The organism is Solibacillus sp. FSL H8-0538 (assembly GCF_038003525.1).
Lineage (GTDB): Bacteria > Bacillota > Bacilli > Bacillales_A > Planococcaceae > JBBOPI01.
In genome coordinates this window covers 2,004,021-2,026,956 of the sequence record NZ_JBBOPI010000001.1, presented here as the reverse complement: position 1 = coordinate 2,026,956, position 22,936 = coordinate 2,004,021, and the positions used below count along the sequence as shown (strand labels likewise).

At 38.9% G+C, this 22,936-nt stretch carries 19 protein-coding genes and 2 pseudogenes; 15 read left to right on the top strand and 6 right to left on the bottom strand.

All coding sequences use genetic code 11. The features are described from left to right. Positions 1-67: 67 nt before the first annotated feature. The 3 genes and pseudogenes from MHH87_RS09560 to MHH87_RS09550 form a co-directional block, all read left to right on the top strand. A pseudogene (locus MHH87_RS09560) lies at positions 68-220 on the top strand (IS1380 family transposase); the annotation flags it as partial. After that, on the top strand, positions 215-421 hold the full coding sequence (locus MHH87_RS09555) for a helix-turn-helix transcriptional regulator (protein ID WP_340750954.1): 207 nt from the start codon (positions 215-217) through the stop codon (positions 419-421). The pseudogene MHH87_RS09560 and the gene MHH87_RS09555, both read left to right, overlap by 6 nt. Next, entirely contained in the window at positions 418-1,101 is a 684-nt protein-coding gene (locus tag MHH87_RS09550) for a DUF3169 family protein (RefSeq protein ID WP_340749079.1), read from the top strand. Before MHH87_RS09555 ends, MHH87_RS09550 begins: the two co-directional genes overlap by 4 nt. A 114-nt stretch (positions 1,102-1,215) precedes the next feature. On the opposite strand, the gene pgeF is transcribed toward MHH87_RS09550, so the two are convergent. Next, entirely contained in the window at positions 1,216-1,974 is a 759-nt protein-coding gene (pgeF, locus tag MHH87_RS09545; protein ID WP_340749078.1) for a peptidoglycan editing factor PgeF, read from the bottom strand. Between the two features lie 1,023 nt (positions 1,975-2,997). On the opposite strand from pgeF, the gene MHH87_RS09540 reads away from it, so the two are divergent. After that, complete coding sequence (locus tag MHH87_RS09540; RefSeq protein ID WP_340749077.1) at positions 2,998-3,618, top strand: DUF3298 and DUF4163 domain-containing protein; 621 nt, start codon at positions 2,998-3,000, stop codon at positions 3,616-3,618. Positions 3,619-3,842: 224 nt separating this feature from the next. Here MHH87_RS09540 and MHH87_RS09535 read toward each other — a convergent pair whose 3' ends face one another. From MHH87_RS09535 to MHH87_RS09525, 3 genes and pseudogenes are all read right to left on the bottom strand, one after another. Next, positions 3,843-4,493 (bottom strand): potassium channel family protein, encoded by a 651-nt coding sequence (locus MHH87_RS09535; protein WP_340749076.1) that lies wholly within the window; start codon positions 4,491-4,493, stop codon positions 3,843-3,845. A gap of 13 nt (positions 4,494-4,506) precedes the next feature. Further along, on the bottom strand, positions 4,507-5,826 hold the full coding sequence (locus tag MHH87_RS09530; protein ID WP_340749075.1) for a TrkH family potassium uptake protein: 1,320 nt from the start codon (positions 5,824-5,826) through the stop codon (positions 4,507-4,509). 71 nt (positions 5,827-5,897) lie between these two features. Continuing rightward, positions 5,898-6,946 (bottom strand): annotated as a pseudogene (locus MHH87_RS09525) (IS630 family transposase). 486 nt (positions 6,947-7,432) lie between these two features. Here MHH87_RS09525 and MHH87_RS09520 point away from each other — a divergent pair. The 5 genes from MHH87_RS09520 (at position 7,433) to MHH87_RS09500 (ending at position 12,672) form a co-directional block, all read left to right on the top strand. Continuing rightward, positions 7,433-8,374, top strand: a complete 942-nt coding sequence (locus MHH87_RS09520; RefSeq protein ID WP_340749074.1) for a DUF4003 family protein — start codon at positions 7,433-7,435, stop codon at positions 8,372-8,374. A gap of 305 nt (positions 8,375-8,679) precedes the next feature. Next, positions 8,680-9,339 (top strand): DoxX-like family protein, encoded by a 660-nt coding sequence (locus MHH87_RS09515; protein WP_340749073.1) that lies wholly within the window; start codon positions 8,680-8,682, stop codon positions 9,337-9,339. Positions 9,340-9,512: 173 nt separating this feature from the next. Then, positions 9,513-9,947 (top strand): DUF4166 domain-containing protein, encoded by a 435-nt coding sequence (locus tag MHH87_RS09510; protein WP_340749072.1) that lies wholly within the window; start codon positions 9,513-9,515, stop codon positions 9,945-9,947. Then, positions 9,916-11,469: a YndJ family protein gene (locus MHH87_RS09505; RefSeq protein WP_340749071.1), complete on the top strand. Its 1,554-nt coding sequence runs from the start codon at positions 9,916-9,918 to the stop codon at positions 11,467-11,469. The genes MHH87_RS09510 and MHH87_RS09505 overlap by 32 nt, the downstream gene beginning before the upstream one ends. Before the next feature lie 255 nt (positions 11,470-11,724). Further along, complete coding sequence (locus MHH87_RS09500) at positions 11,725-12,672, top strand: LCP family glycopolymer transferase (RefSeq protein ID WP_340749070.1); 948 nt, start codon at positions 11,725-11,727, stop codon at positions 12,670-12,672. Positions 12,673-12,821: 149 nt separating this feature from the next. Here MHH87_RS09500 and MHH87_RS09495 read toward each other — a convergent pair whose 3' ends face one another. After that, on the bottom strand, positions 12,822-14,807 hold the full coding sequence (locus tag MHH87_RS09495) for a methyl-accepting chemotaxis protein (RefSeq protein ID WP_340749069.1): 1,986 nt from the start codon (positions 14,805-14,807) through the stop codon (positions 12,822-12,824). Between the two features lie 842 nt (positions 14,808-15,649). Beyond that, a complete protein-coding gene (locus MHH87_RS09490; protein ID WP_340749068.1) occupies positions 15,650-15,952 on the bottom strand; it encodes a hypothetical protein in 303 nt (100 codons plus the stop codon). A gap of 265 nt (positions 15,953-16,217) precedes the next feature. On the opposite strand from MHH87_RS09490, the gene MHH87_RS09485 reads away from it, so the two are divergent. From MHH87_RS09485 to MHH87_RS09460, 6 genes are all read left to right on the top strand, one after another. After that, entirely contained in the window at positions 16,218-16,913 is a 696-nt protein-coding gene (locus MHH87_RS09485; protein ID WP_340749067.1) for a response regulator transcription factor, read from the top strand. Further along, entirely contained in the window at positions 16,910-18,349 is a 1,440-nt protein-coding gene (locus MHH87_RS09480) for a sensor histidine kinase (protein ID WP_340749066.1), read from the top strand. The genes MHH87_RS09485 and MHH87_RS09480 overlap by 4 nt, the downstream gene beginning before the upstream one ends. A 13-nt stretch (positions 18,350-18,362) precedes the next feature. Continuing rightward, a complete protein-coding gene (locus MHH87_RS09475; protein ID WP_340749065.1) occupies positions 18,363-19,439 on the top strand; it encodes a LolA family protein in 1,077 nt (358 codons plus the stop codon). Between the two features lie 153 nt (positions 19,440-19,592). Beyond that, a complete protein-coding gene (locus MHH87_RS09470) occupies positions 19,593-20,114 on the top strand; it encodes a hypothetical protein (protein ID WP_340749064.1) in 522 nt (173 codons plus the stop codon). Between the two features lie 433 nt (positions 20,115-20,547). Beyond that, on the top strand, positions 20,548-21,240 hold the full coding sequence (locus MHH87_RS09465; RefSeq protein ID WP_340749063.1) for an AIM24 family protein: 693 nt from the start codon (positions 20,548-20,550) through the stop codon (positions 21,238-21,240). 269 nt (positions 21,241-21,509) lie between these two features. Next, entirely contained in the window at positions 21,510-22,565 is a 1,056-nt protein-coding gene (locus MHH87_RS09460) for a 2,3-butanediol dehydrogenase (RefSeq protein ID WP_340749062.1), read from the top strand. Positions 22,566-22,936: the final 371 nt, after the last annotated feature.

Genomic DNA, 22,936 nt, shown 5'->3' with positions numbered 1-22,936 from the left:
TGATAAGGTTTAATCGAATAAAAATTAACCAATAGAAAGGATTCTTCTAATAATTTGATTACCGCAAATGACACTTCATTTCAATCGCCAACTGTAATTATCCAACGATAGAGGCGATCTATCCTCGGATACCGGGCAATTTTTATTTCGTGAGTTTGACGAATATAACGGCTTTTCTCAAACCATCAACAAACATCTCTTTTTAAAAGATGTGATGAAAAATCGATTAAAGGAGTTACGGGCAAGAGATGGGATGAATCAATCGGAGCTTGCGAAACGTGCAAAAATATCAAGGCAGACAGTCAGTTTAATCGAACGAGGGGAGTACCTGCAATCACTCCTCATCGCAGCACGTATTGCCAAAGTATTTCAAGAGCCGATTGAAAACTTTTTTCGATTTTCTGAAGAGGAATTGTCATGAAAAAGCTTTTAATACCTATGTTCATAAAAGCTATTTTTCTTTATTTACTAAGCGAATTAGTAGGCACTGCAAAACAACCAACTGCTACGTATAACGGAATTTGTATTGCCATTCTAATTGGTTTATATAGCTTATTAATTGCTAGTCTATATAGCGTCTATGTACATGTGAAAGGGGAACAGCATGTAGAGGTGGAGCTGGAAGACGCGTGGCAATTGTCTATTGAACGCGGAGCATATTCAGCGGTTACGTGGGCACAGGCTTCATTCTCGATTTCATTTGTTACGTTTCTAGCTGCCTTGTTGCTAGAACGTGATACGAATCCTTTAATATCATTGTATGCAACGGTGTTATTTGTTGCGTCGTTCGTAGGTTTAGTGTTACTTACGTATTTATTGCGCTATTCACATCCAGAGTTTAAACTGCCTGATCCACAGTCACCAACCTATCAACAAGAGCTTTTTGATAGCTATGATGATGGTGAAAAGTATGTCATGCTGAAAAGTTTATATAAGTTATATTTTTGGATTATTGCGACGTTAATATTATTAGGGTTTACTTTAATGTTTTATTCGATTTTTACGGGAAACTCTCAACTAATTAGTATTATTGGCATTGGCGTCATTTTATTATTCATTCAAATCTATTATTCACTTAGTATGAAACCGAAAAAAATCTGAATAATCCTTATTTTAAAATACAAAATAAACAAGAGAAATCAATTGAGATTTCTCTTGCTTGTTTTTTCCTTCAAAAGAAAACTTATTCGTATAGCAGGTGGCCAGCACATATTGTCATTTCTTCATAATAAAACTCATATGCCGTCCAGCTTTTTTGTCTTGACGGTAGGAGAAACCATCCTCACTTATATACGTACACGTTGCATCAACCGTAATTTGATCAGCGGGGATACCTGCTAGCTCGCATTGTCTTTTCACGGTTTGTTGATTGTCAATGTGATACTTATCCGTTTTGTAGTTGTAATACATGAAATCATCTGCGTAGCCAAGATTTAAAAACTTCACGTATACATCTTCGTCCACTTCAAATTTTTCCTGGCTAAGAGCTGCACCAATGTAAACATTAAAATCACACGGATTACACTTTTCAGCTTTTGTTAAATGGTTAATAAGTTTTGGCGTAATTTCTTTCACGGTCCCTTGCCAGCCTGAATGGACAATACCGATCAAACCGTTCACCTCGTTGAAAAAAATGACAGGCACACAATCGGCCGTAAAGCTGCACAATAATGTGTTTGGCTCATAAGTATATAGGGCGTCGGTATCTTTAATTGCGGTATCTAGTCGATCTGCACCACAACCCTTATCAGCCAGTGTAACGTGGTAGAAGTTTGCGCTATGTGTTTGATTTGCACAAACGAAATTGCCTAGCTCGCACTGTAGGGTAGTAGCTAACTTTTTGCGGTTTTCCAAAATATCTTCAAGGTTTTCACAGGAATGAAGCGCCATATTATTTTGTTCGCTTTCGGCTACGTCTTTAAGAGTCATTCCTGAGATGAATTTTTCGTTGTCAAAATAAATTTTTGTTTTCATATCATCACCATATTTTAATATATAATAGGGAACTGCAGATGTATAGAACAATATAAAATGTTAGGTTGTGGCTATTAGTAAGTTTCCAATTTTCAAAGTAAGCTTTGCGCATTATATTTGGGGATAAGAAAGGATAACTTTCCTATCTACATTAGTTAAGACATTAACTCGCTCTATTATGGGTGAGTTGTGTCTTTCTAAATGATTCATCAACAGATTTCTTAAAAACATTGAAACGACCTTATACTATCAGGGTTTATTACGTGATATATCCAGCCAAATCTACCCCAACGGAAGCCCATGATGATTGACCTGCTTACAAAAGTGGGGAAGAACCAGTAGCTATCACCATTTCTTAGCCAAACATATGTGTTGCGGTACAAACAGCCACGCATATTATTTGGATGCACTTGCCATGCTGGAATTGGCGGTGAGAAACTTGGTGGCGGTCCCATTGGCATTGCACCCGGTCCACCCGGTCCCCCTGGATGACCCGGTCCACCTGGTCCACCCGGTCCCCCCGGAAACCCCTGGTCCCCCCGGAAACCCTGGTCCCCCCGGAAACCCTGGTCCCCCCGGAAACCCTGGTCCCCCCGGAAACCCTGGTCCCCCCGGAAACCCTGGTCCCCCCGGAAACCCTGGTCCCCCCGGAAACCCTGGTCCCCCCGGAAACCCTGGTCCCCCTGGAAACCCTGGTCCCCCTGGAAATCCTGGTCCACCCGGTCCACCACCTGGTCGCAGTGGGTTTACATTGAAAAATGGATCCATATTGCTATCTGATTGATTAAAAGGATTCATGACGGATACCTTCTTTCCGTTTTTCGTTCCTATTAATCTATGCGACATAATGAGGAGGGGTGCGTCCCTATTCCAGTAGATAAGAAAGTATAACTTTCTTATCTCCATAAGTAAGGACAGCATCTCGCCCTATTTTGGGCGAGATGTGTCTTTCTAATGCTTCATTAAGTACATAAAACTTTTTAATGAATATTATTTAGTAAAAACTTTAGAGGATGGGGAACGATGGCTCAAGTATTTCCGGTATGTATAAATACGTTTCAAATAAGTGGGGGTGCGGATAAAAATGTCTTTTATCCTCAGGTAATGGGGCTAGTAAATTTCCCGTGGCAACATACAATAAATAGCGCGATTGCCATGGAGACTAAGAAACTTATGCTCATGCAAATGGGGAATTTGCCAACAACTGTGGATGAGATGATTGGCTCATATGAAATAAAAAACAATCAGCGGGAGGTATTAAGCCTATCTCTCTCAAATTACACGTATCATTATCATGCGGCACATGGTATGACCTACATCAAGTCTTTGACATTCGATATGGAAAAACAGAAGATTTGTGAATTGAAGGATTTATTCAAGCCGGGAAGTGATTATGTGAAAAGGCTTTCTGAATTAATTCACATACAAATAAAGGAACGGGACATTCAGTTGCTCGGTGAATTTACGGTGATTCGACCAGATCAAGATTACTACATTGCAGACAAAGCTCTTGTGATTTATTTCCAACTTTATGAAATAACTCCGTATTCGTCCGGTTTCCCAATGTTTCCGATTTCTGTCTATGATTTAATGGATATTATTAATGAAGATGGCCCGCTTGGAAGAATGGCTGTGAATAGATAATAAAGGCAGTGCCAATAAAATAAGGTGCTGTTATATCTTACTGTTGATATTTTACTGCAATGCATTCGTGCTAGCCATACGGTGTGGGAGGCGCGCATGCTGGATTTAAGGAATCTTGTGATTATCAACTATGGAATTTAACAATGCCTAAAATAATGAGATAGGAACAGGTGGAATCACAAGTGATTCTACCTGTACTTTTGTAATGAAGATGCAATCAATAGTTACACTTTCTGAATACTGCGGAGGGCTTCGATTGAACCGAGAATGACGATTAGATCATCTTCTGCAAGTGGTAAATCGATAATATTTGATACTAAAATGTCACCGTTTCGAATGACCGCTAGTATAGTCACATCATATTTGGCACGAATACCAATTTGCTTAATTGTGTGGCCGATCATACGTGTAGGGACGGTTATTTCTTCTATGCTTATTTTATCAGATAGCTCAATATAATTTAACAAACGTGGATTTAAAATTTGATTCCCGACACGCTCTCCCATATCCTTTTCGGGGTACACAATCCAATCGACCCCAATGTTTTGAAGCACTTGCCCGTGTCGTTCATCGAGTGCTTTGGCGATAATGGAACGAGCACCAAAGTTTTTCAGGGACATAGCCGTTAAAATACTGGCCTGGATATCATGCCCAATCGCTAAAATAACACAGTCAAATGACGTAATATCAAGGGACTTTAAAACGCGTTCATCCGTTGCATCTGCAATATACGCTTGTGTAAAATCCTGTTCTACTTCTTGGATAAGCTCAGCCCTTTGATCTAGTATCATGACTTGTTCTCCTGCACGAGCAAGCTTGTAAGCCACACTTCGACCAAAACGGCCAAAGCCAATTACTGCAAATGTTCTTGACATATTGTTCTCTCCTTTAGCCAATATAAATCGTACCGGATGGATGACGGTAACTATTTTTTTTCTTTTGTAACAGGACAAAGAGAATCGTTAATGTACCAATTCGTCCAATAAACATTGTCGCAATAATCATCCACTGACTGACATCGGTTAAATGAGGTGTAAGTCCTAATGACAATCCGACTGTACCAAAAGCAGAAGTTGCTTCGAATAAATAGACGATAAACGGGTAGCCATCTGTAGTGATACTTAAAACAATCGTTACGCAGAAAACCCACAAAGCACTGCAACTTACGAGTGTAAAGGATTTTAAAATAAGCTCTGTGGATATCGCACGTTTAAATAAAATCGTTTCGGGCTCACCTTTTAATTGGCTCCAAACGGTTGCAGCTAATATGGCAACGGTGGATACTTTAACGCCACTTGCCGTAGAACCTGAACCTGCCCCAATAAACATTAACACAATGGTAATTGCAAGCGTTGGAATCGTCAGTTCATCCATGAGCAAAGTGTTCGCTCCCGCTGTTCTCGGAGTGACGCTATGAAAAAGTGCTGCTAATATTTTTTCGGGCAGAGAAAAGGTCCCAATGGTTTCCGTATTACTCCATTCAAAAAATAAAATCGCCAGCGTCCCAATTGTAATGAGAAACCCAGTCATACTTAACACAATTTTAGAATGTAGAGAAAGGGTGCGTCGAAGTTTATAAAGCACGAGATCATCCAATACAAGAAATCCAAGCCCACCTAAAATAATGAGGGACATAATTGTTAATGATACAACGGGATCATTTACATAGGATGTTAAGCTTCGAAATTGACCGAATAGATCAAACCCGGCGTTGTTAAAATTTGAAACGGAATGAAAAATGCCATAATAAATTGCTTTTGAAAATGGCATATCTTGAATGAAACGACTCGTTAATAATAGAGCGCCAATACTTTCAATTGTAATAGCATATATGACAATCCGTTTAATAAGCCGTGAAATTTCATTCATCGAATCTAAGTTAAACGCTTCTCTCAAAATAAGTTTTTCTTTAAAGGAAATAGAACGCCCAAAAAGTAAAAATATAAACGAAGCGACTGTCATAGATCCAAGTCCACCCAGTTGAATGAGGGTGATAATAATGATTTCTCCGAATAATGAAAAGGTATCCGCTGTATCAACGACGACTAATCCTGTCACACAAACAGCTGAGGTAGCGGTAAATATAGCATCCAACCAGCCAATCGACTGAGTGGATTCAACAGCAAAGGGTAATTTCAGTAAACACGTCCCAATAATAATTAATGAAAGGAAGCTGAATATTAAAATGACTGTCGGTTGTTTTTTCATAGGGTGTCTCCATCTCTTCTAGTGTTGTAAAACGCTTCAACCCTTTTTTATATAGGAATCACTAATTCTAACTATATATACGGCGATAAATATTTATAGTTACAGACAAAGATCTCTACCATAATCTCAGGCGAATTATTGATCTGGCGAAAAAATGCCTGAACCGCTTTACGTATTTGTTGAACGTTATGAAAAAATACATTTTGAATTACTGTTGCATTCAGCCATTTCCATATACCCTCAATTATATTCAATTCAGGGCTATACGGAGGCAGGAACATCAGTGTCAAGACATCTCGATACGCGTCTAGAAACGGCTGAAGCAGCTTCGCATGATGAATACGGGCATTATCTAATACCATCTCAATCCGTTTGCCTAGGTATTTCGCCACATTTTTTTAAGAAAGGCTAAGAATTCAACGGCTGTATACTGTTCCTCCTGTATGCAAAATACTTCGCCTGTTTCATAATCTAGTACACCAATCAGTTTCACGCCTTGATGACGACCGTATGTAGGAATCTTTTTTGTTTTCCTTTCGCAAACCAAGTGTTCGAAATCACTTGATAATCGCGAATCATGGACTCATCTTCAAACATCTGTCCGTTAAGGAGCTTTTTTTACTGTTTCAAATGCTTCTTTGAACGCTTCCTGTTTGGCTACATCGGTTTTTTCCGGTGTATAGGTTGGTCTCGTATAGCTTAAGTTTAGGCGATAGAGTAAATCACGTGTACCGCGGTCGGAGTACTTGACTTGAAACGTTTGTTGAATCCATTTGCGAACTAACGGTGCTGTCCAATTCATTTCCATGGGAAAACCAACATCCACAGGCGTGCGTTCGACAACGGTTTAATATACCTGTTGCTCTTGTTCAGGTGTTAAAAACTTCGGACGACCCGTGGCAAGTTTTCGTTCAAGACCCGCTAAGCCTTTCTCATAGTAAGCATTTCGATAATTAAAAATGGTAGCAGGTGATAACCCTGTGTATGAGCTGATTTTTTCATAAGACTCGCCTTCTAGCATCATGCAAATGGCTTGGTAGCGTCGATACATTCGGGCATCTTTTGTTTCTTTCATCGCTGCTTGTATTTCTTGTTCGAGAATGAATATTCGTTTACGCATGGCTCTCTCTGTTCCGGCATCTTCTACTTTAAGTATAGAGAAAGGTAGAGAAAAAGTGGAGAGAAAAATGTTGCACTCTATAAATTAAATGCCTTCTATATAGAAAAAACAGGCTACTTTAGATGGAATTTTTCATCGAGAGTAACAGGTCAACTAAAAAAGCGATAGACTTAATATAATGCAATCGTGATAACTTAGAAATAGGGAATATGACACAGGAATTTTCAAATTTACATCTAGGTAAAATAACAAGGATATACTACTAATTAGAACTATAGATGCAGAGGATTGAATGACGAGCATTTTGTGGAGTTTAACAAACCATCCATCCATTAAGGTAGCTCTATAAATTATGCACTTAAGAATGCGTTGGAGCTGAAAAAGTAGTTCGTCTAAGGAAAGTAGAAAATTAAAAAAGCGGAAAATTGAAACTAAAGGGGTTGCATTGCGTATATACATTAAATGCCAAAAGGTAGGGGGAAGACAATGAAGGAAATCATATCACTTTTTCGTGACAATTTAGAGAAAATTGGACTCTTTTTCGGTACAAACGCTGCCCCATTTAAAAGAACCATGGCTACGCAGCTAACGATTCGGGGTCACCGGTTTCATTTTGAAGCATATGAACAAGTCCAGCAAGCAATCAAACAACAGACGAAATGGTATCAGTTACCACGTATGAATATGAGTATTACGAATAGCTATTACGTGCATCTCGTAACAGCAACTAATAAACATACCGCAGTAGCTGACCTGTTTGCTACTGAAAAATTACTAAAAGATGTTGGCTTTCGTCGATCTGTACAAAGCTATTTGGCAGCGCTATACATAAAGAATGCAGGACATGCGAAAAAAATGGATGCAACATCTCGTGCGCTTAAACAGCAATCCAGTAATAAGTTTGCATCTCCTACACTGCAATTGACTGCAATGTTATCCGCAAGAGAAGAAATGCCAGAGCAACTTGCTGAAGCTACCGAGCATTATTACAGCACGCTGAGAAAAGATTTTAAACGTGGTGATCAGTTACAACATGTGACATTGATGCTGACTATTATACGGGGGACATTCGATGCAAAGTTATGTGATCGTATACGTGAGTTAGCACAGCTTATCCAGCAACTAAATGTGAAATTACAGGATCGGCATTATGCGGTCATCTGTTTACTGGCATTAGCAAACTTTAAAAAGGATGACTTTCCTAAATTATTTGCGCTACACGAAGAAATTGTTACGTTATTAAAGGCCAATCCGAAATACGAAAATACACTACTCATTGCCGCCCAGCTTTATACGGCTACACAGATTACTGAAATCGAGGATAATCTATTTGTCGATGCAGGTGATCTTCTTTTTGACATGTGCGGTTTGATGGATAGTTGCGGGGATGGTAGTGATGGAGGAAGTGATGGCGGCGGGGGGGATTAATTCTTAAAAAACTATTTAATTTTACGAAACTTACTAGTATAGGAGATAGCATGAAAAAGAAACCGATATACGTTGAAATTGAGATGCATGCACCGATTGAAGAGGTTTGGGATTATACCCAAAATCCGCGTTTACATGAGCAGTGGGATTTGCGCTTTTCATAGATTACATATAATGGTAAAAATAGTGAATATTCACTACAAACATTTACTTATAAAACAAAAGTCATACCAGGCATTACGGTAGAAGGCTGGGGAAAAAGTACAGGCACACATCATAAAAATAATGGTACGAGAACTTCAGCATTGCATTTTGGAACAGACCAGAGAATTTCACCGATTGCAGAAGGAAAAGGCTATTGGAAGTATATTCCTCATCAAGAGGGCGTCACATTTCTAACGCAGTATGATTATGATATCCGTTATGGGAAATTAGGTCGTTTATTCGACTGTCTGTTCAAACCACAGATGGGCTGGGCGACGGCGCTAAGTTTTGATGTATTGAAAAGATGGATTGAGCGTGGCGAGTTACCAGCGTCACAGTATCGGCGCCTTGTCATTTCTGTTTTGACTATTATGCTATTTTTCTTCGTATGGTTTTATCACGGACTTGTACCAAAAGTGCTGTTCATGCATGAGGAAGAGCTCAAGCTATTTTCAAACGTAAGCTGGATGCCGCAAGATGCAGTACAAACGATGGTTTATTTAGTAGGAGTTGCTGAAATCGCCTTCGCTTTTCTATGGTTACTACCAATTTGGAAAAGGCCATTATTTTTGCTTCAAATCGTTGTTTTCCCAATTTTAACATTACGCGCTGTCTATTCAAATATCCACGTTGCCACAGCTGCATTTAACCCGGTTACATTCAATGCAGCGCTATGGGTATTATCAATTTTTGGTTTTTTGGAGAGTAAAGATTTACCGACTGCAAAGAAGTGTAAACGAAAGCGAGGACATAGTGCATGACCATTTATCAAACATTATTAGGAGATGATTTTGAGTGCCTTCACCCGATGCTCCAACATAGATATGAGTTACCTGTGGATAAGCCCTTTTATGCAACAGGTGTCATGCAGTAAGTGGCAACGGGGTCCAAGCTGTTGAAGCCTTTTTATATGCTCGCAAGTAGGGTGAACTTTTTGTTTCCAGAGAGTGGGGAAGCGATTCCCTTTACAATTCGCAATACAACTGTCATGCAAGAGAATGGTGGGTGTAAGGTGCTATGGGAGCGAACGTTGTATTTTGACGAAAAGACTCGTAAATTTGATGCGACAATGACGATTGATCCAGTAAAAGGAGTTGTGCAGGACTATTTAGGGGACCCGTCTCTATTCTATTCTGATTTACAATTTAATGTTACACAGGAAGGCCGCTTGCTTATTCGGTCGAGTGTACAACGATTTGTATTAGGGGGAAAAGAATTGCCGATTCCCAAAAAATTAGAAGGGCGTGTCATTGTAGAAGAAGGCTTTGATGATGTGAAGGAAGTATTCACGATTCATGTATCAATACATAACCCCATGTTTGGGAGGTTAGTCATGTATGCAGGACAATTTACGGAAAAACCTTTGTAATGGATTAACGCTTTTAGGCTGCATCTTACTAATCCTTTGCTATTTCTTTAATACGGGTCCGCGATATGTTCTATATTTGACGGTGGCGCAGCTGTTGTTTGTACCAACTGTGTTGCAATGTGTCGTTACGGTGAAGCTATATGAGAAGGTGATCATTGCTGCTGGAATGGTTGCGATAACAGGTATGATGATTTGGCCAAACGGGTTGTTTACGATTATTTGTGCAGGAGTTTACGTGCTATCAACTCTGATAATAGCGCTTATTGGGATCAAACGGTTTTTACGTCGGGGTTTTACGAATATAGCTGAAATTACTATTGATGTAGCGTTTGTTTATATGCTAATTGGAGGACTATGGTTTTTTGCCTACACTGCAGGGATTGATACAGGTTTTTCACCGATCATTACGTGGTTAACGGCGATTCACTTTCATTACTCAGGATTTTTATTGAATGTATCAGTCGGGCTATTTGGGCGAATTAGTCAAAGTAAATGGTATATGCCAGTTGCGATTCTAATGATGGCAGGTTTACCGCTTGTCGCAGTGGGCATTACATTCTCAAGGATCATTGAAATCGTGTCCGTATTGTTATATATTGTAGCAATTTATACATTACTCATCCTGACGTTGCGTACTCATTTATCTCGAGTACAGGGCTTTTGCCTTCGTTTATCGATTGTTGCGCTATGTGTTTCGATATTATGGTCATTGCTCTATGCATTTGGCAACTTGAATGGAATGCATATTGTGTCTATTCCCGATATGTTGGCGTTTCATGGTTGGATTAATTGTATTTTCTTTGGCGTGCTAACAATGCTTGCGTGGGCAATCCAAACACCTGAAACAACACAGCGTCCCTTTGATTTCCCAGTGAGTCAAATTCGCGGGAAGCTTCCGCTATCTAAAAAAACAAATTTAGGCCTTGTTGATCGACTATCTGATTATTGTGAAACAGGTAATTTACCTAAGAGCATTGCCCATTTTTATGAGCAGACGAATTCCTATACATTGCATGCAAGTGTACAGTGGCACAAATGGTTTAAGCTTTTTGCGTTCATATATAAAGGAATCAGTAACATCATCAAGCAAATTAATTTACCGCTTGGGCGGCAGCGGGTTGAAATGACGGGTGTAATGGTTGCAGTAGATGCTGCAATAGATGGGCGCAGTACTCCTCGTGCATGGATTCGGAAAATAGGGGATGAAACCGTATTTACCGCCATCTATTCACAACACACATCTGATAAAACATATATGAATATAGCTTTACCACTGCCCTTTTCAGCGATGACAGGCATTTTAAGTTTATATGAAGAGGACGGAAAACTTCATTTAACTAGTAATGCTAGCGGGGATGCAGGTACGTATTTAGCTTTTAAAAAAGCTGTCTTTAAATTACCCATTCACGAGCATTTTATAATAGAGGAGCAATCACCAATACATTTAACCGCCGTACATAAAATGCATATTTTCGGTATTCCTTTTTTGCACATTGATTATGAGATTTTTCGGGAAGCGTGAAGCAAGATTAATTTTCTAGGTAGGTGAAGTTTTATCTAGGAAATTATTTGCAAGCATATTAGTAAGTACCATTATCATAAGTTATTTGTTTGATAATGGACTCCTGAAATTATTACATATTCATTCTAGTTAAAAAAGGTGAAGATATATTTAATCATAACCTAATAATTAGAAGGATATGAGTTTTAAATACTGAATAGTTATATATAAGAATAATTATAGTATCATTTTAGCGGATTATGAAGGGGTGAATTTATGGAGAGCAAATCAAGCCGAGTGGAGAGACGAATGAAAGCCAAGAAGAAAAAAATCATGATCTCCTCTATTGTCATTGTCGTATTAGCAATCGTCTTTTTTGCGAGTTTCAATGTTTATTCGTTTAAAAAGGCATTAAATAAAATGAATGAACCGCAAGTAAATGCAGCTGTTCCTAGTAAAGAAACGTCAGGTAAAGCCCTTCAGGAAGATCCGTTTTCTATCCTTCTTTTAGGCATTGATGAACGTGAAAATGACTCAGGTCGAACAGATACGATGATTGTGGCTACAGTTAATCCTGCTTTAGGAACAATTAAAATGCTTAGTATTCCGAGAGATTCCCGCGTTGAAATTATCGGTAATAATACTACTGAAAAGATCAATCATGCCTATACGCGAGGCGGTATCGCCATGTCAGTTGCAACTGTGGAAAACATGCTGTCGATTCCAATTGATCACTATGTTGCGGTGAATATGGAGGGGTTTTTATCCATTATTGACGTTGTTGACGGCATTGATGTGAAAAATGATCTAGATTTAACGCATCGTACGTATCATTTTCCAAAAGGGGAAATTTCGTTAGGCGGGGAAGAAGCGCTTGTCTTTTCACGCATTCGTTACGAGGACCCACGTGGTGATTTCGGCAGACAAATCAGACAAAAACAATTGCTCGAAGCGCTATTTGCAGAGGCGAAAAATCCGAAAATGTTTCTTCAGCTAAATGATATTTTTGAAGTGCTTGGCGATAATGTTAAAATGAATTTCTCCACAACGCAACTGATGGACCTACAAAAGCTGTACGGGAAATTGAATAAGGATATCGAACAACTGCAATTTGAACACGGCGAAGGGAAAAGAATCGACACCTATTGGTACTACATACTAGATGAAGCAGAATTGGCCGAAGTAAGTGGCGTGTTGAAAGCACATTTAGAGAGTGTAGAATAAGAGGGCGATTCTTTGCATCAACTGGACATACAATTCATAACAATTAATAAAAGCAAAAAAACGCTCTGCGGCAGATGCATTCTGCTGCGGAGCGTTTTGCTATGTTTAGTTCGAGATTAAAAGTTAAGGGTACCCGTCAAAGAATGCCGTTAAAACGTAAATTTACTCATCGCTTTTTGTAATTCAATGACCATATCATTTAAAGCATCTGTAGAATTCATCATATCCTCAATCACAGATAGTTGAGAACCAGATTGTGTAGTAACGGTATTTGCGTTCTGGGCAGACTGATTGGCAATTACTAACATTTCGACAGATGAAGCACTAATCTCTTCTGTTGAGGCAGATAGTTGTTCTGATGAAGATGAAACCTCTTGAATTTGATCAGAAACTTGTTTGATCGCTATAAGAATGTTATTAAACGTTTCACCTGCTTGGTTGATAAGTTCTTTCCCGTCTTGAACATCTTGTGCGCCAGCTGTCATCACTTGGACAGCTTCTTCTGTATTTACTTGTATGTCAGAAATTAAATTTGAAATTTTATCAGCCGAGTTTTTAGATTGCTCTGCTAGCTTGCGTACTTCTTCTGCCACAATGGCAAAGCCTTTTCCATGTTCCCCAGCCCGAGCTGCTTCAATCGCTGCGTTTAGTGCTAACAAGTTCGTTTGATCAGAAATACTTGTAATGATGCCAGAAATCTCGCCAATTTCTTTTGAACGGTTGGCTAGCAATTGAACGACATTACTAGATTTATGAACAGATTTGTAAATGTTATCCATTTGTTTGACAACGATGGAAATACTATGATTCCCTTGAACGGCTTCTTGTTCCGTCCTAGTTGTAGCCTCAGAAACATCAAAAGAAGACGATGCAACTCTTTGAATACCAATTGCCATTTGATCGATGGCTTCTGTATTTTGCTGAATGGCTTGTAATTGAAGCTCCGTGGCAGATGATACTTTCTGAGATGAACTTGTGATTGCTCCGGAAGCTTCTGAAGCCCGTCCAACACCCTGGATGAAATCATTAGATGCAACGGTTACTTGTTCGGTTACATGATTGACATTCATGAGTAACTCTCGTAAATTAATTGCCATTTGATTTACCGCATTGGCTAAATGACTTACTTCATCATTCCCTGAATCTTCAACTTTTTCAAAAGACAAGTGACCTTCTGCAATCTTTTCTGCCATAGTAGCTACTTTACGAATTCGATTCGTCATCTTTCGTAAAAGGAGAAGTAAAATGAATCCGTTAAGAAGGAGCGCTGCCACGCCAGAGACAACTGTGATCATTAATAATGGCGTTAGTTGTGATGTGAATTCCTTCAAAGGAACATCTACAGCCATAGTCCAAGTTGTGTTCGGTACAGTTGAGTAAAAGAGCATTCGTTCATCGCCATTGATGTCGACTTGTGAAAAGCCCTGTCCGTTTTGAATCATTTCTGATGTTAGTTTTTTCATTTCAGGGCTGGCCGATTCTAGTAGATTTTCTTTTAAAACCTTTGTTTCGTCTGGATGATGAATGATTAATCCATCACTTTGGAAAACATATACAGTATCCGTTTTCCCTATTTTAAAGTTCGTTGTTTCTTCAAACACTTTATTAATAGGGGAGCCACCACTTACAAGACCTTTTACATTTTGATTTTCATCAAACACAGGTACTTCAAAAGAAATAATCAAATTATTGGCATCAGCTTTATCTACAAATGGCTCAGAAATAATTGATGTACCAGCCATTACATCTGGAAAAGTAGTCTCACTACCAATGTCAATCGTTATTCCAGAATCGAGCGTTAGATTACCTTTCGTATCCCCAATACTAATCGAAGAATAGGTTCCACTCATTCGTTTTCTTTCTTCTACAAAATACTTTAAAATATCTTCCTGCTGTCCGAAGCGAACTAAATCGACGTTGGCCATTACTTCCATCTCAGATTGCCTTGTTTGAAGCCACGTTCCTAGCTGAGAGGCATGAATATCAACTTGACTTTCGGCATTATCTTGTAATGAGTTAATAATAATATCTTTAGATGTTTTATAATTCAGCCACCCCATAGCAGTAGTTGTTAACAGTGTTACAGACAGTATAAAGAACATGATTTTTACCAATAAAGATTTAGTAGTTTTCAAGTTATATCCCTCATTTTTTATAAGTATATTCCTACCTTAAAAAACCTTTTTATTACATATTTAGTTTATCATATCCTGTTTTTTGTTTGAGTATTTTTTAAGTGTGAATAAAAACAATTTTATGACAATTTTAAAAAGTTAGAAAATATGTTCAAAATAAAATTCACCAAAAGTGAAATTGACGAAATGAACCTACGACATATTTTTAAATAAGCGATATTTCGGGTTTTGTCACTTAATTATGGATATGTCGTATAGCTATTCCACCGAAAATAACAAAACGAATTGAAATTCTATTCACTATTTTTTGCACCGAACGCATACACAATTCGCAATAATTAATAAAAACATATAATGCTCTGCGGATTTATTTTGTAGCGGAGCTATTATTAGGATCTGTTGTCTTCTACCGAGTTTTTCTATTTATCGTTTGAGAAGAAAATAATTGATAGATTTAGATGGAAATAGTGTAGGCTATCCAACAATGATTGTTAAAGAAACGGTCATACAAACAATGGGAGAGGCTCTAATGATGGTGACTTAGTAAAGTGACGATGACTTATGGAGGTTGGGATTTATACTTACGCCAACGGGCAATGTGGATGCGATTGGCGGATGTAATATTAACCATAAATATGTATTGTTAAACAAAGAAAGCTATGACATGAATTTGTAAAGGCCAATCCTAAAGAATATTTACAATTTTTTTTCGAATCAGAAAATGAAGACCTAGCCGTAGATGCAGAGTTAGAGACAGAAAGCTAGCAGCAGAATGCACCATCTGATTTTGCAACAGCGCATTATTGGATGTTGTTTTGCGATGCGAATTTTCGAATCTTTTTTTACCGAGTGTTAAAAGTCAAACAGAGCACCTCGTTAACAACAAGCCCGATTCGAAAGTATTGTTGTAATGGAAGTAAAACATCTTGGTCAAAGCAAAAAATTTCAAATTCAGAAGATAAATATTGGCGCTTCACTTCTTCAATGTAAATTGTCGCCGAGCGTACGGGATCAGATGCTTGAATTTCTACAAAGAATGGCAATGTGATATGAGATGGACTACGGAAGCCTCGCTGAATTTGACAGAAGGGTTCTTGATAATGCCGAATTGGGAGTTGTCGATTACTTGCAATAATGAGCTTCATGAAAGTCTCCAGCTCCTTTAGGAAATATGTTGTTTGTTCAGTAAATTTAACAAATAATAATAGGCTTGTAAAATGAAGGCTTGTAGATGGTGAAGAAATACCATTTAAAAGCTTTTTTTTAATTGGAAAAAATCTATTTTCCCTTGAAATTGGAATTTCCACTATTTCTCCACAAATTTTTCCGTTATCGTAAATTATAAAGAATTCATAAAGTTTCGAAAGAATGATGAACGGGCTGATAGTATATCAGTAGGGGGAGAAGCTAATGGAACAGTTACTACTGGTTGAGGATGATGCGGAAATTGCGCGCATTATTAAAGATACGCTGACAAAAGAGGGCTACACTGTGACGTGGGCGACGACGGGGCTTGAAGGGCTAGAGGATTTCCAAGCAGGATCATTTGAACTTGTGCTTGTTGATTGGATGTTGCCGGAGATGGACGGTTTGAAGCTATGTGAAAGCATTCGCTATGAGAGCGAGGTGCCGATCATTATGATTAGCGCGCGCAAAGAGGATGCGGATAAGGTAGAAGGCTTGCAGGGAGCTGACGATTATTTAGCGAAGCCGTTTTCCTTAGAGGAATTAAAGGCACGGGTTGCGAGTCATTTACGCCGTTGGAAACGGTATAACAATAAGGAAAATACATCTGCAAAAGTCCAGTTTCAGCACGGGCTAACGGCTGACTTTGACAAGGAGCAGTTGTTTTTAGAAGGCGAGGAAATTAACTTGACGCAAAAAGAATATGCACTGCTCAAGCTACTCGCCCAAAATCCACATCAGCTCTTTACCAAAGAGACACTTTACGCACAAGTTTGGCAGCAGCTTGAGTTAGAAGATACAAATACCGTGACGGTGCATATAAAGGGCCTGCGTGAGAAACTGCAAGATCCGGTGAAAACACCACACTTCATTCAAACGATTTGGGGTAAGGGCTACCGCTTCATCGGTGAACCGTTATGAAAATTAAAACATGGCTGTTGCTGACCTATTTACTTGTTATGTTACTTCCAGTTGGCGCAGTGTATGGTCTGTATTTATCGATCAATGCTTATTACCAAGACAAACATGTGGCGGAATATGTCGAGCAATGGACTGAGCTTTCTGCGCTGAAAAAAATTGTCAGTGAGCCAACACTTTTTGAAAAAGGGGCTAATTATAAAAATTTGTCCCCAATCGTCAATGAGCAGCAAAGTATTACGCTCTATACGGATACCGGGCTAATTCTTTATTCCTCCAACCCGCTCGTCACAACGTCTACAAGCTTCCAAACGAAAAAGCTTATGCTGAAAGATTTATATGAGCTAAAGCAAAATTATCAAAAGTATGTGTACAAAGAACCCGTGTATGTTGGTAGCCAGCTTGTCGGCGTTTACGAAATTACTTTTTTGCGCACGGATTGGATGGAAAACGTCAAAAACCGCACGTATTTTGTGGCCATAGCTATTAGTGTAATGCTTGCCGTTTTTTACGCACTCATCGTGTATTTACTAAATCGCCGGTTAAACAACCCAGCGAAACAGCTAATGGCGCAAATGCGGGCCTTTGCTAAAGGAGAAACACTGGATTCGCAGCTTCATGATAAGAGTGATGAAATTGGAGAACTAGCAAAAAGCTTCTGTTCAATGCGACAGGAAATTGAAGAAACGCGGCAGCAACTAAACGCCGAGCAGCAGCAAAAGGAGTTCATGATCGCTAGTCTTTCACATGACTTAAAAACCCCGCTCACATCAATTCAAGCCTACACAGAAAGCTTGCGTCAAGGTGATTTGAGCGAGCAGGAACAGCGTGAGTATTTACAGGTCATCTCGAATAAATCGGACTATATGAAGCAGCTATTAGATGATTTAACAATGTATACACTGTTACAATCTCCAAGCTATGCGCTTGATTTAACAACAGTAGATGGTGAGGAATTTTTCGAAATGCTGCTGTCCGATTATGAGACCGTTTGTAAGGAAAAGGGCTTTCAAGTAGAAGTTTCACAGAACGTGACAGGTGACTTTTCTGTACATCCGAAGCAACTAATGCGCGTCATGGATAATTTAGTGTCCAATGCGTGGTCCTATACAGAAGCGGGCGGGTTTATTGGCATTGCTGCTTTCCAAAACAGCTATCCATCTTGGTGTGAGCCGTTTGTCAAAGAGGCGCTCACAAAACAGGATGGACTGTATATCATTGTACAAAACAGTGGCGAAGGAATTGATAAAGAGCATGCTTCGCGTCTATTTGATCCCCTATATCAAGTAGATTGTGCTCGTAGTAAGGCCGGACAGCGCGGCTCAGGGCTCGGGCTAAGTATTGCAAAACGTATTATAGAAAAACATGAGGGAACAATTTCAGTCGTGTCACAAAAAAATAGTGGAACCATTGTTATTTGCTGGTTACCGCAACATTAAGGAGACGATCACAATGAACATAAAAAAAATTATATATTTAGCAGCGGTAGTAGCCGCTTTCACGTTTTCACTAACTGGGTGCAATACGTCTGATTCATCGTATTCCCCGCAGGAAATTATTGACCAGGCGATGCAAGAAACTGTAGCGGCAACAACGTATTACGGCGAGTACGAAATGGATTTCGGTGGTGCTGAGGACAATGCTACCGTTATGGAATGGGTGAAGGAAGGCAAGCGCCGCATTGACATGATAGGCATGTATGACGAGCATTTTATTACAGTTAATGATGGTCGCACTGTAACAACATATGACACAGTAGAAAATAGCGCGATAATTTATGAAATGAACAAGGATGCGCTTACTTCAAATACATCACCGTCACCAAGAGAACAGGCACAGTTACTGCTAGACATGGTGCAGGACACACATAACATATCAATTGCAAGTGAAGAGAAAATTGCTGGCCGCGATAGCTATCACATCGTCGCAAAGGCTGAGAAGGCAAATGGGTTCATTGGTGATATGGAGCTGTGGATTGATAAAAAAACATGGATTACATTAAAGACGATTACCACAAGTGCAGATGTTACGATGATCACGGAGTATACAAAGATTGATTTTGATGCCAATATTGATGACGCACAGTTTGAGCTAGAACTTCCTGCAGATGCGACGATTGAAACAATTGATGATGAAGACTACAGTTTGAATCCATCGACAATAGAAGAGGCAAAGGCGGTATTCGGTAGCTTCTTACAATTTAACGAAGATGCGATAAAATTATTGTCGGTAACAAATGTAAACGTAGCGGAGCGTCCAGAGTTTTCATTTGAATATGTCATGGATGACGTGCCGGCTCTAACATTGACGCTTGTAAAAAGAGACACTTCGCAAGTAGAAATTTCTACTGCAGAACTTTCGGAACAAGAAATAATGGTACGTGGTATTAAAGGCTTGAAAATGGACATGGGTAGCTTCCGTTTCATTCAGTGGGAAGAAGAAGGACTGCAATACGGAGTCATTATTAACAACCCGGATATTACATTTGACGAAGTAGTGTCTCATATTGAACAGATGGAACTGAATTAATAATTTAAATCTATTTGCCAAAAGCAAATAGATTTTTGTTGTAAATTAAGGTAAAAAATATAAATGAAACCAAATACATTCCGGAACGTACTATAGTTAAATGGGATACATAACTAAAGGTCAAAATTATTAGCAGTGAGGAGAGATGGTACGATGCAGGTAGTGTATATTTATCCAATGGAACGTAAAATGCTAGCGCTTCGAGACGAAAGAATTACAGAAAAAATGTCGCAAACTTCTGTCATTGTGAAAACAAAGCTTGCCATTAACCCACAGTTTACGTTTTTACATGAGGGCATAGTGAAATTTGAAGGGGTAATAAAACGCTATAAAAAGAAGCCTTTTCATATTGTTTACGTTATTACTGATGCGTCTGGACGTCCTATGGGGAGCATTAAAATTGCGCCAGTTATGGACAAGAAAAGTATTTTTAAGGAAATGATTTTAGATATAGAAAATGTTACGTACCGATTTTCGCCAACAATTGCTGTAAAGGATTTTGAAATTGTAGAGGAGGCGAGTGGCATTATTGTAGCAAATGGAACAAGAACGCCTACCTTTTTCGCTAACTTTTTAGAACGCCAACGCTATAGCGTAGAAATTTTTGAATCAGCCATTCAAAAAGAGCTGTGGGTGCCAATATTAAAAGGGATTTCCGTGTTATTAAATGATTAAGAAATGTTCATGCACTAGAACTTGGGGGAGGCGAGAATTATGAATAAAACACGTTTACCGCTATTTATATATTTGTGGATAAGAAAGTATAACTTTCCCATTCACATAGGTAAGGACATCAACTCGCCCTATTTTGGGCGAGTTGTGTCTTTCTAATGTTGTTGTACTTATCGCCATCAATACTCCCTCATCTCTTGGCTATGAGGCGCCTCTTGGAAGCTACTCATCACGCAGGTATATGCGATTCCCGCAGCGATGATTACCTATTTATTAAATTCAACATTTTCAATATTTATTGCTTTAATAGTGCTTTTCTTTCAGCGGCTTATAGTTGCTATATGAGATGAAGAGGCTTAGATTCATTGAACCGGATTATTTTGAAGCATAGTTGCTTGCTTTTCCGTATATGTTAAAAAATAGAGGGGTGTGTAGCATGAATCGATACTCGATTGCAGAATTTATTAAAAACACGGAACAGGTTGATAAGGGGGAAGGATTTTTTGAATTAGAGACACCGCGTCTGCTGGAGGTGAATCTTGATGGACTCGTTTGGGCAAAGGCTGGTTCAATGGTCGCTTATAATGGAAGGATTAAGTTTGAACGAGAAGGTGTTTTAGAGCATGGGATTGGGGCTATGTTCAAAAAGGCTTTGACTGGTGAAGGGGCGGCCCTCATGAAAGCAAGTGGGCAAGGGAAATTATATCTTGCTGACAGTGGGAAAAAAATCATTATTCTACATTTACAGAACGAAGCAATTTATGTAAATGGTAATGACCTACTTGCATTCGAGCCATCTATTAAACACAATATTAAGCTTATGAGAAAAGTAGTAAGCATGGTGGCAGGTGGTTTGTTTAATGTTCGGTGTGAAGGAACAGGTATGATTGCCATTGCAGCCCATTATGAACCACTGACATTACGTGTTACACCAGGAAACCCAATTATTACAGATCCAAACGCAACAGTAGCATGGTCAGGAAACCTTCAACCTGAGTTTCAAACAGATATTTCACTAAAAACCTTTATTGGAAGAGGCAGTGGAGAATCAATTCAAATGAGATTTGAAGGAAACGGGTTTGTCATTGTTCAGCCGTTTGAAGAAGTTTATATGCAAACACAGAGTTAATGGCTCTTAACCGCAAATATAGGGCAGATAAAAACACCTTTTGAAGTTGAACTGGACCCTGAATAGTGGACACTTTAAAAAGTTCCTATTCGGGGTTCTTTCTATGGAAAAAGCTCATTATACTAAAATCTAGAATAAAACGGAATGGAAGAAATTTATGAGTTAATATTTTTTTAATTTAATATAAAATTAACACCACAAATATATTCCATATTTACCACATGTTATAATGAGAGTTGTAAGACTAAAGTTGAGGAGGTTGTATTATTATGAAAGCAGCAAGATGGTATAAAGCAGGGGATATACGAGTAGAAACAATGGAAGAGCCAGTTATTGCACCTGGAAAAGTGAAAATTAAAGTGCATTGGACAGGTATATGCGGTAGTGATTTGCATGAATATGCAGCTGGCCCTATATTTATTCCCGTTGAACAACCTCACTATGTAAGTAAGGATATTGCGCCAATTGTTATGGGACATGAGTTTTCTGGCGAAGTAGTAGAGATTGGCGAAGGTGTTACAAAAGTGCAAGTAGGAGATCCTGTTGTGGTGGAGCCAATTCTTGCTTGTGGTGAATGTGCTGCTTGTAAGAAAGGGAAGTATAACATTTGTAAGCATCTAGGATTCCACGGTCTTTCTGGTGGCGGTGGTGGCTTTTCCGAGTATACAATGGTGGACGAAAAAATGGTTCACAAAATGCCTGAAGGGCTTTCATACGAACAAGGTGCTCTTGTAGAGCCTGCAGCGGTAGCATTACACGCAGTTCGTCAAAGTAAACTAAAGGCTGGGGACAAAGCGGCTGTTTTTGGAACAGGTCCGATTGGTCTACTCGTTATCGAAGCGCTTCGAGCAGCTGGAGCATCTGAAATATATGCGGTAGAGCTTTCAGAAGAGCGCGCTGCAAAAGCAATTGAATTAGGCGCGACAGCAGTCATTAATCCAAAAAATGAAGATGCCGTAGTTCGACTTCATGAGTTAACAAATGGTGGCGTCGATGTTGCATTTGAAGTGACAGGCGTACCAATCGTGTTAAAACAAGCTATTGATTCTACAAGCTTTGAAGGGGAGACAATCATCGTTTCTATTTGGGAATCAGAAGCTTCCATTCAACCGAACAATATCGTACTTTTAGAGCGTACAGTAAAAGGAATTATAGCCTATCGTGACATTTTCCCAGCTGTGATGGAATTAATGACAAAAGGATATTTCCCAGCGGACAAGCTTGTGACAAAGCGTATCGGGCTTGATGAGGTAGTAACAGAAGGCTTCGAAGTATTAATGAAAGAAAAGAATCACATCAAAATACTGGTAAATTCACAAGCATAATAGAGCGAAAAGTACTATTTTCCATACAGAAGCAGGTAGAGAAAAATAAAACATTGTTCTCTACCTGCTTTGTTTGTGGAAAAAAAGATAATTTTCTTATTCACAATAGTAAGGACATCAACTCCCCCTATTTTGGGCGAGTTGTGTCTTTTTTAATGTTTAATTCGAGTATCATCCATTGGACAGGTGCAGTCAATTCAAAAATTGAACATGCCATATACATAGATAACAATACACTAAAATATCCAGAATAACGTAGGAAGAAGATCGTCATAGTTTAGTAGGATTAGCTAGCAAGCATTTAGTAATTCTATTAGCGGGCAATTTTACTTAACGAGAATCATAGCTATTTGTTTAAGGTGTAAAGGATA

What these genes read in the sequence shown, in the direction of transcription:
- MHH87_RS09555 (WP_340750954.1), top strand. Translation starts at nt 215, where the DNA reads ATGAAAAATCGATTAAAGGAGTTACGGGCAAGAGATGGGATGAATCAA.
- MHH87_RS09550 (WP_340749079.1), top strand. Translation starts at nt 418, where the DNA reads ATGAAAAAGCTTTTAATACCTATGTTCATAAAAGCTATTTTTCTTTAT.
- pgeF (WP_340749078.1), bottom strand. Translation starts at nt 1,974, where the DNA reads ATGAAAACAAAAATTTATTTTGACAACGAAAAATTCATCTCAGGAATG.
- MHH87_RS09540 (WP_340749077.1), top strand. Translation starts at nt 2,998, where the DNA reads ATGGCTCAAGTATTTCCGGTATGTATAAATACGTTTCAAATAAGTGGG.
- MHH87_RS09535 (WP_340749076.1), bottom strand. Translation starts at nt 4,493, where the DNA reads ATGTCAAGAACATTTGCAGTAATTGGCTTTGGCCGTTTTGGTCGAAGT.
- MHH87_RS09530 (WP_340749075.1), bottom strand. Translation starts at nt 5,826, where the DNA reads ATGAAAAAACAACCGACAGTCATTTTAATATTCAGCTTCCTTTCATTA.
- MHH87_RS09520 (WP_340749074.1), top strand. Translation starts at nt 7,433, where the DNA reads ATGAAGGAAATCATATCACTTTTTCGTGACAATTTAGAGAAAATTGGA.
- MHH87_RS09505 (WP_340749071.1), top strand. Translation starts at nt 9,916, where the DNA reads ATGCAGGACAATTTACGGAAAAACCTTTGTAATGGATTAACGCTTTTA.
- MHH87_RS09500 (WP_340749070.1), top strand. Translation starts at nt 11,725, where the DNA reads ATGGAGAGCAAATCAAGCCGAGTGGAGAGACGAATGAAAGCCAAGAAG.
- MHH87_RS09490 (WP_340749068.1), bottom strand. Translation starts at nt 15,952, where the DNA reads ATGAAGCTCATTATTGCAAGTAATCGACAACTCCCAATTCGGCATTAT.
- MHH87_RS09485 (WP_340749067.1), top strand. Translation starts at nt 16,218, where the DNA reads ATGGAACAGTTACTACTGGTTGAGGATGATGCGGAAATTGCGCGCATT.
- MHH87_RS09480 (WP_340749066.1), top strand. Translation starts at nt 16,910, where the DNA reads ATGAAAATTAAAACATGGCTGTTGCTGACCTATTTACTTGTTATGTTA.
- MHH87_RS09475 (WP_340749065.1), top strand. Translation starts at nt 18,363, where the DNA reads ATGAACATAAAAAAAATTATATATTTAGCAGCGGTAGTAGCCGCTTTC.
- MHH87_RS09470 (WP_340749064.1), top strand. Translation starts at nt 19,593, where the DNA reads ATGCAGGTAGTGTATATTTATCCAATGGAACGTAAAATGCTAGCGCTT.
- MHH87_RS09465 (WP_340749063.1), top strand. Translation starts at nt 20,548, where the DNA reads ATGAATCGATACTCGATTGCAGAATTTATTAAAAACACGGAACAGGTT.
- MHH87_RS09460 (WP_340749062.1), top strand. Translation starts at nt 21,510, where the DNA reads ATGAAAGCAGCAAGATGGTATAAAGCAGGGGATATACGAGTAGAAACA.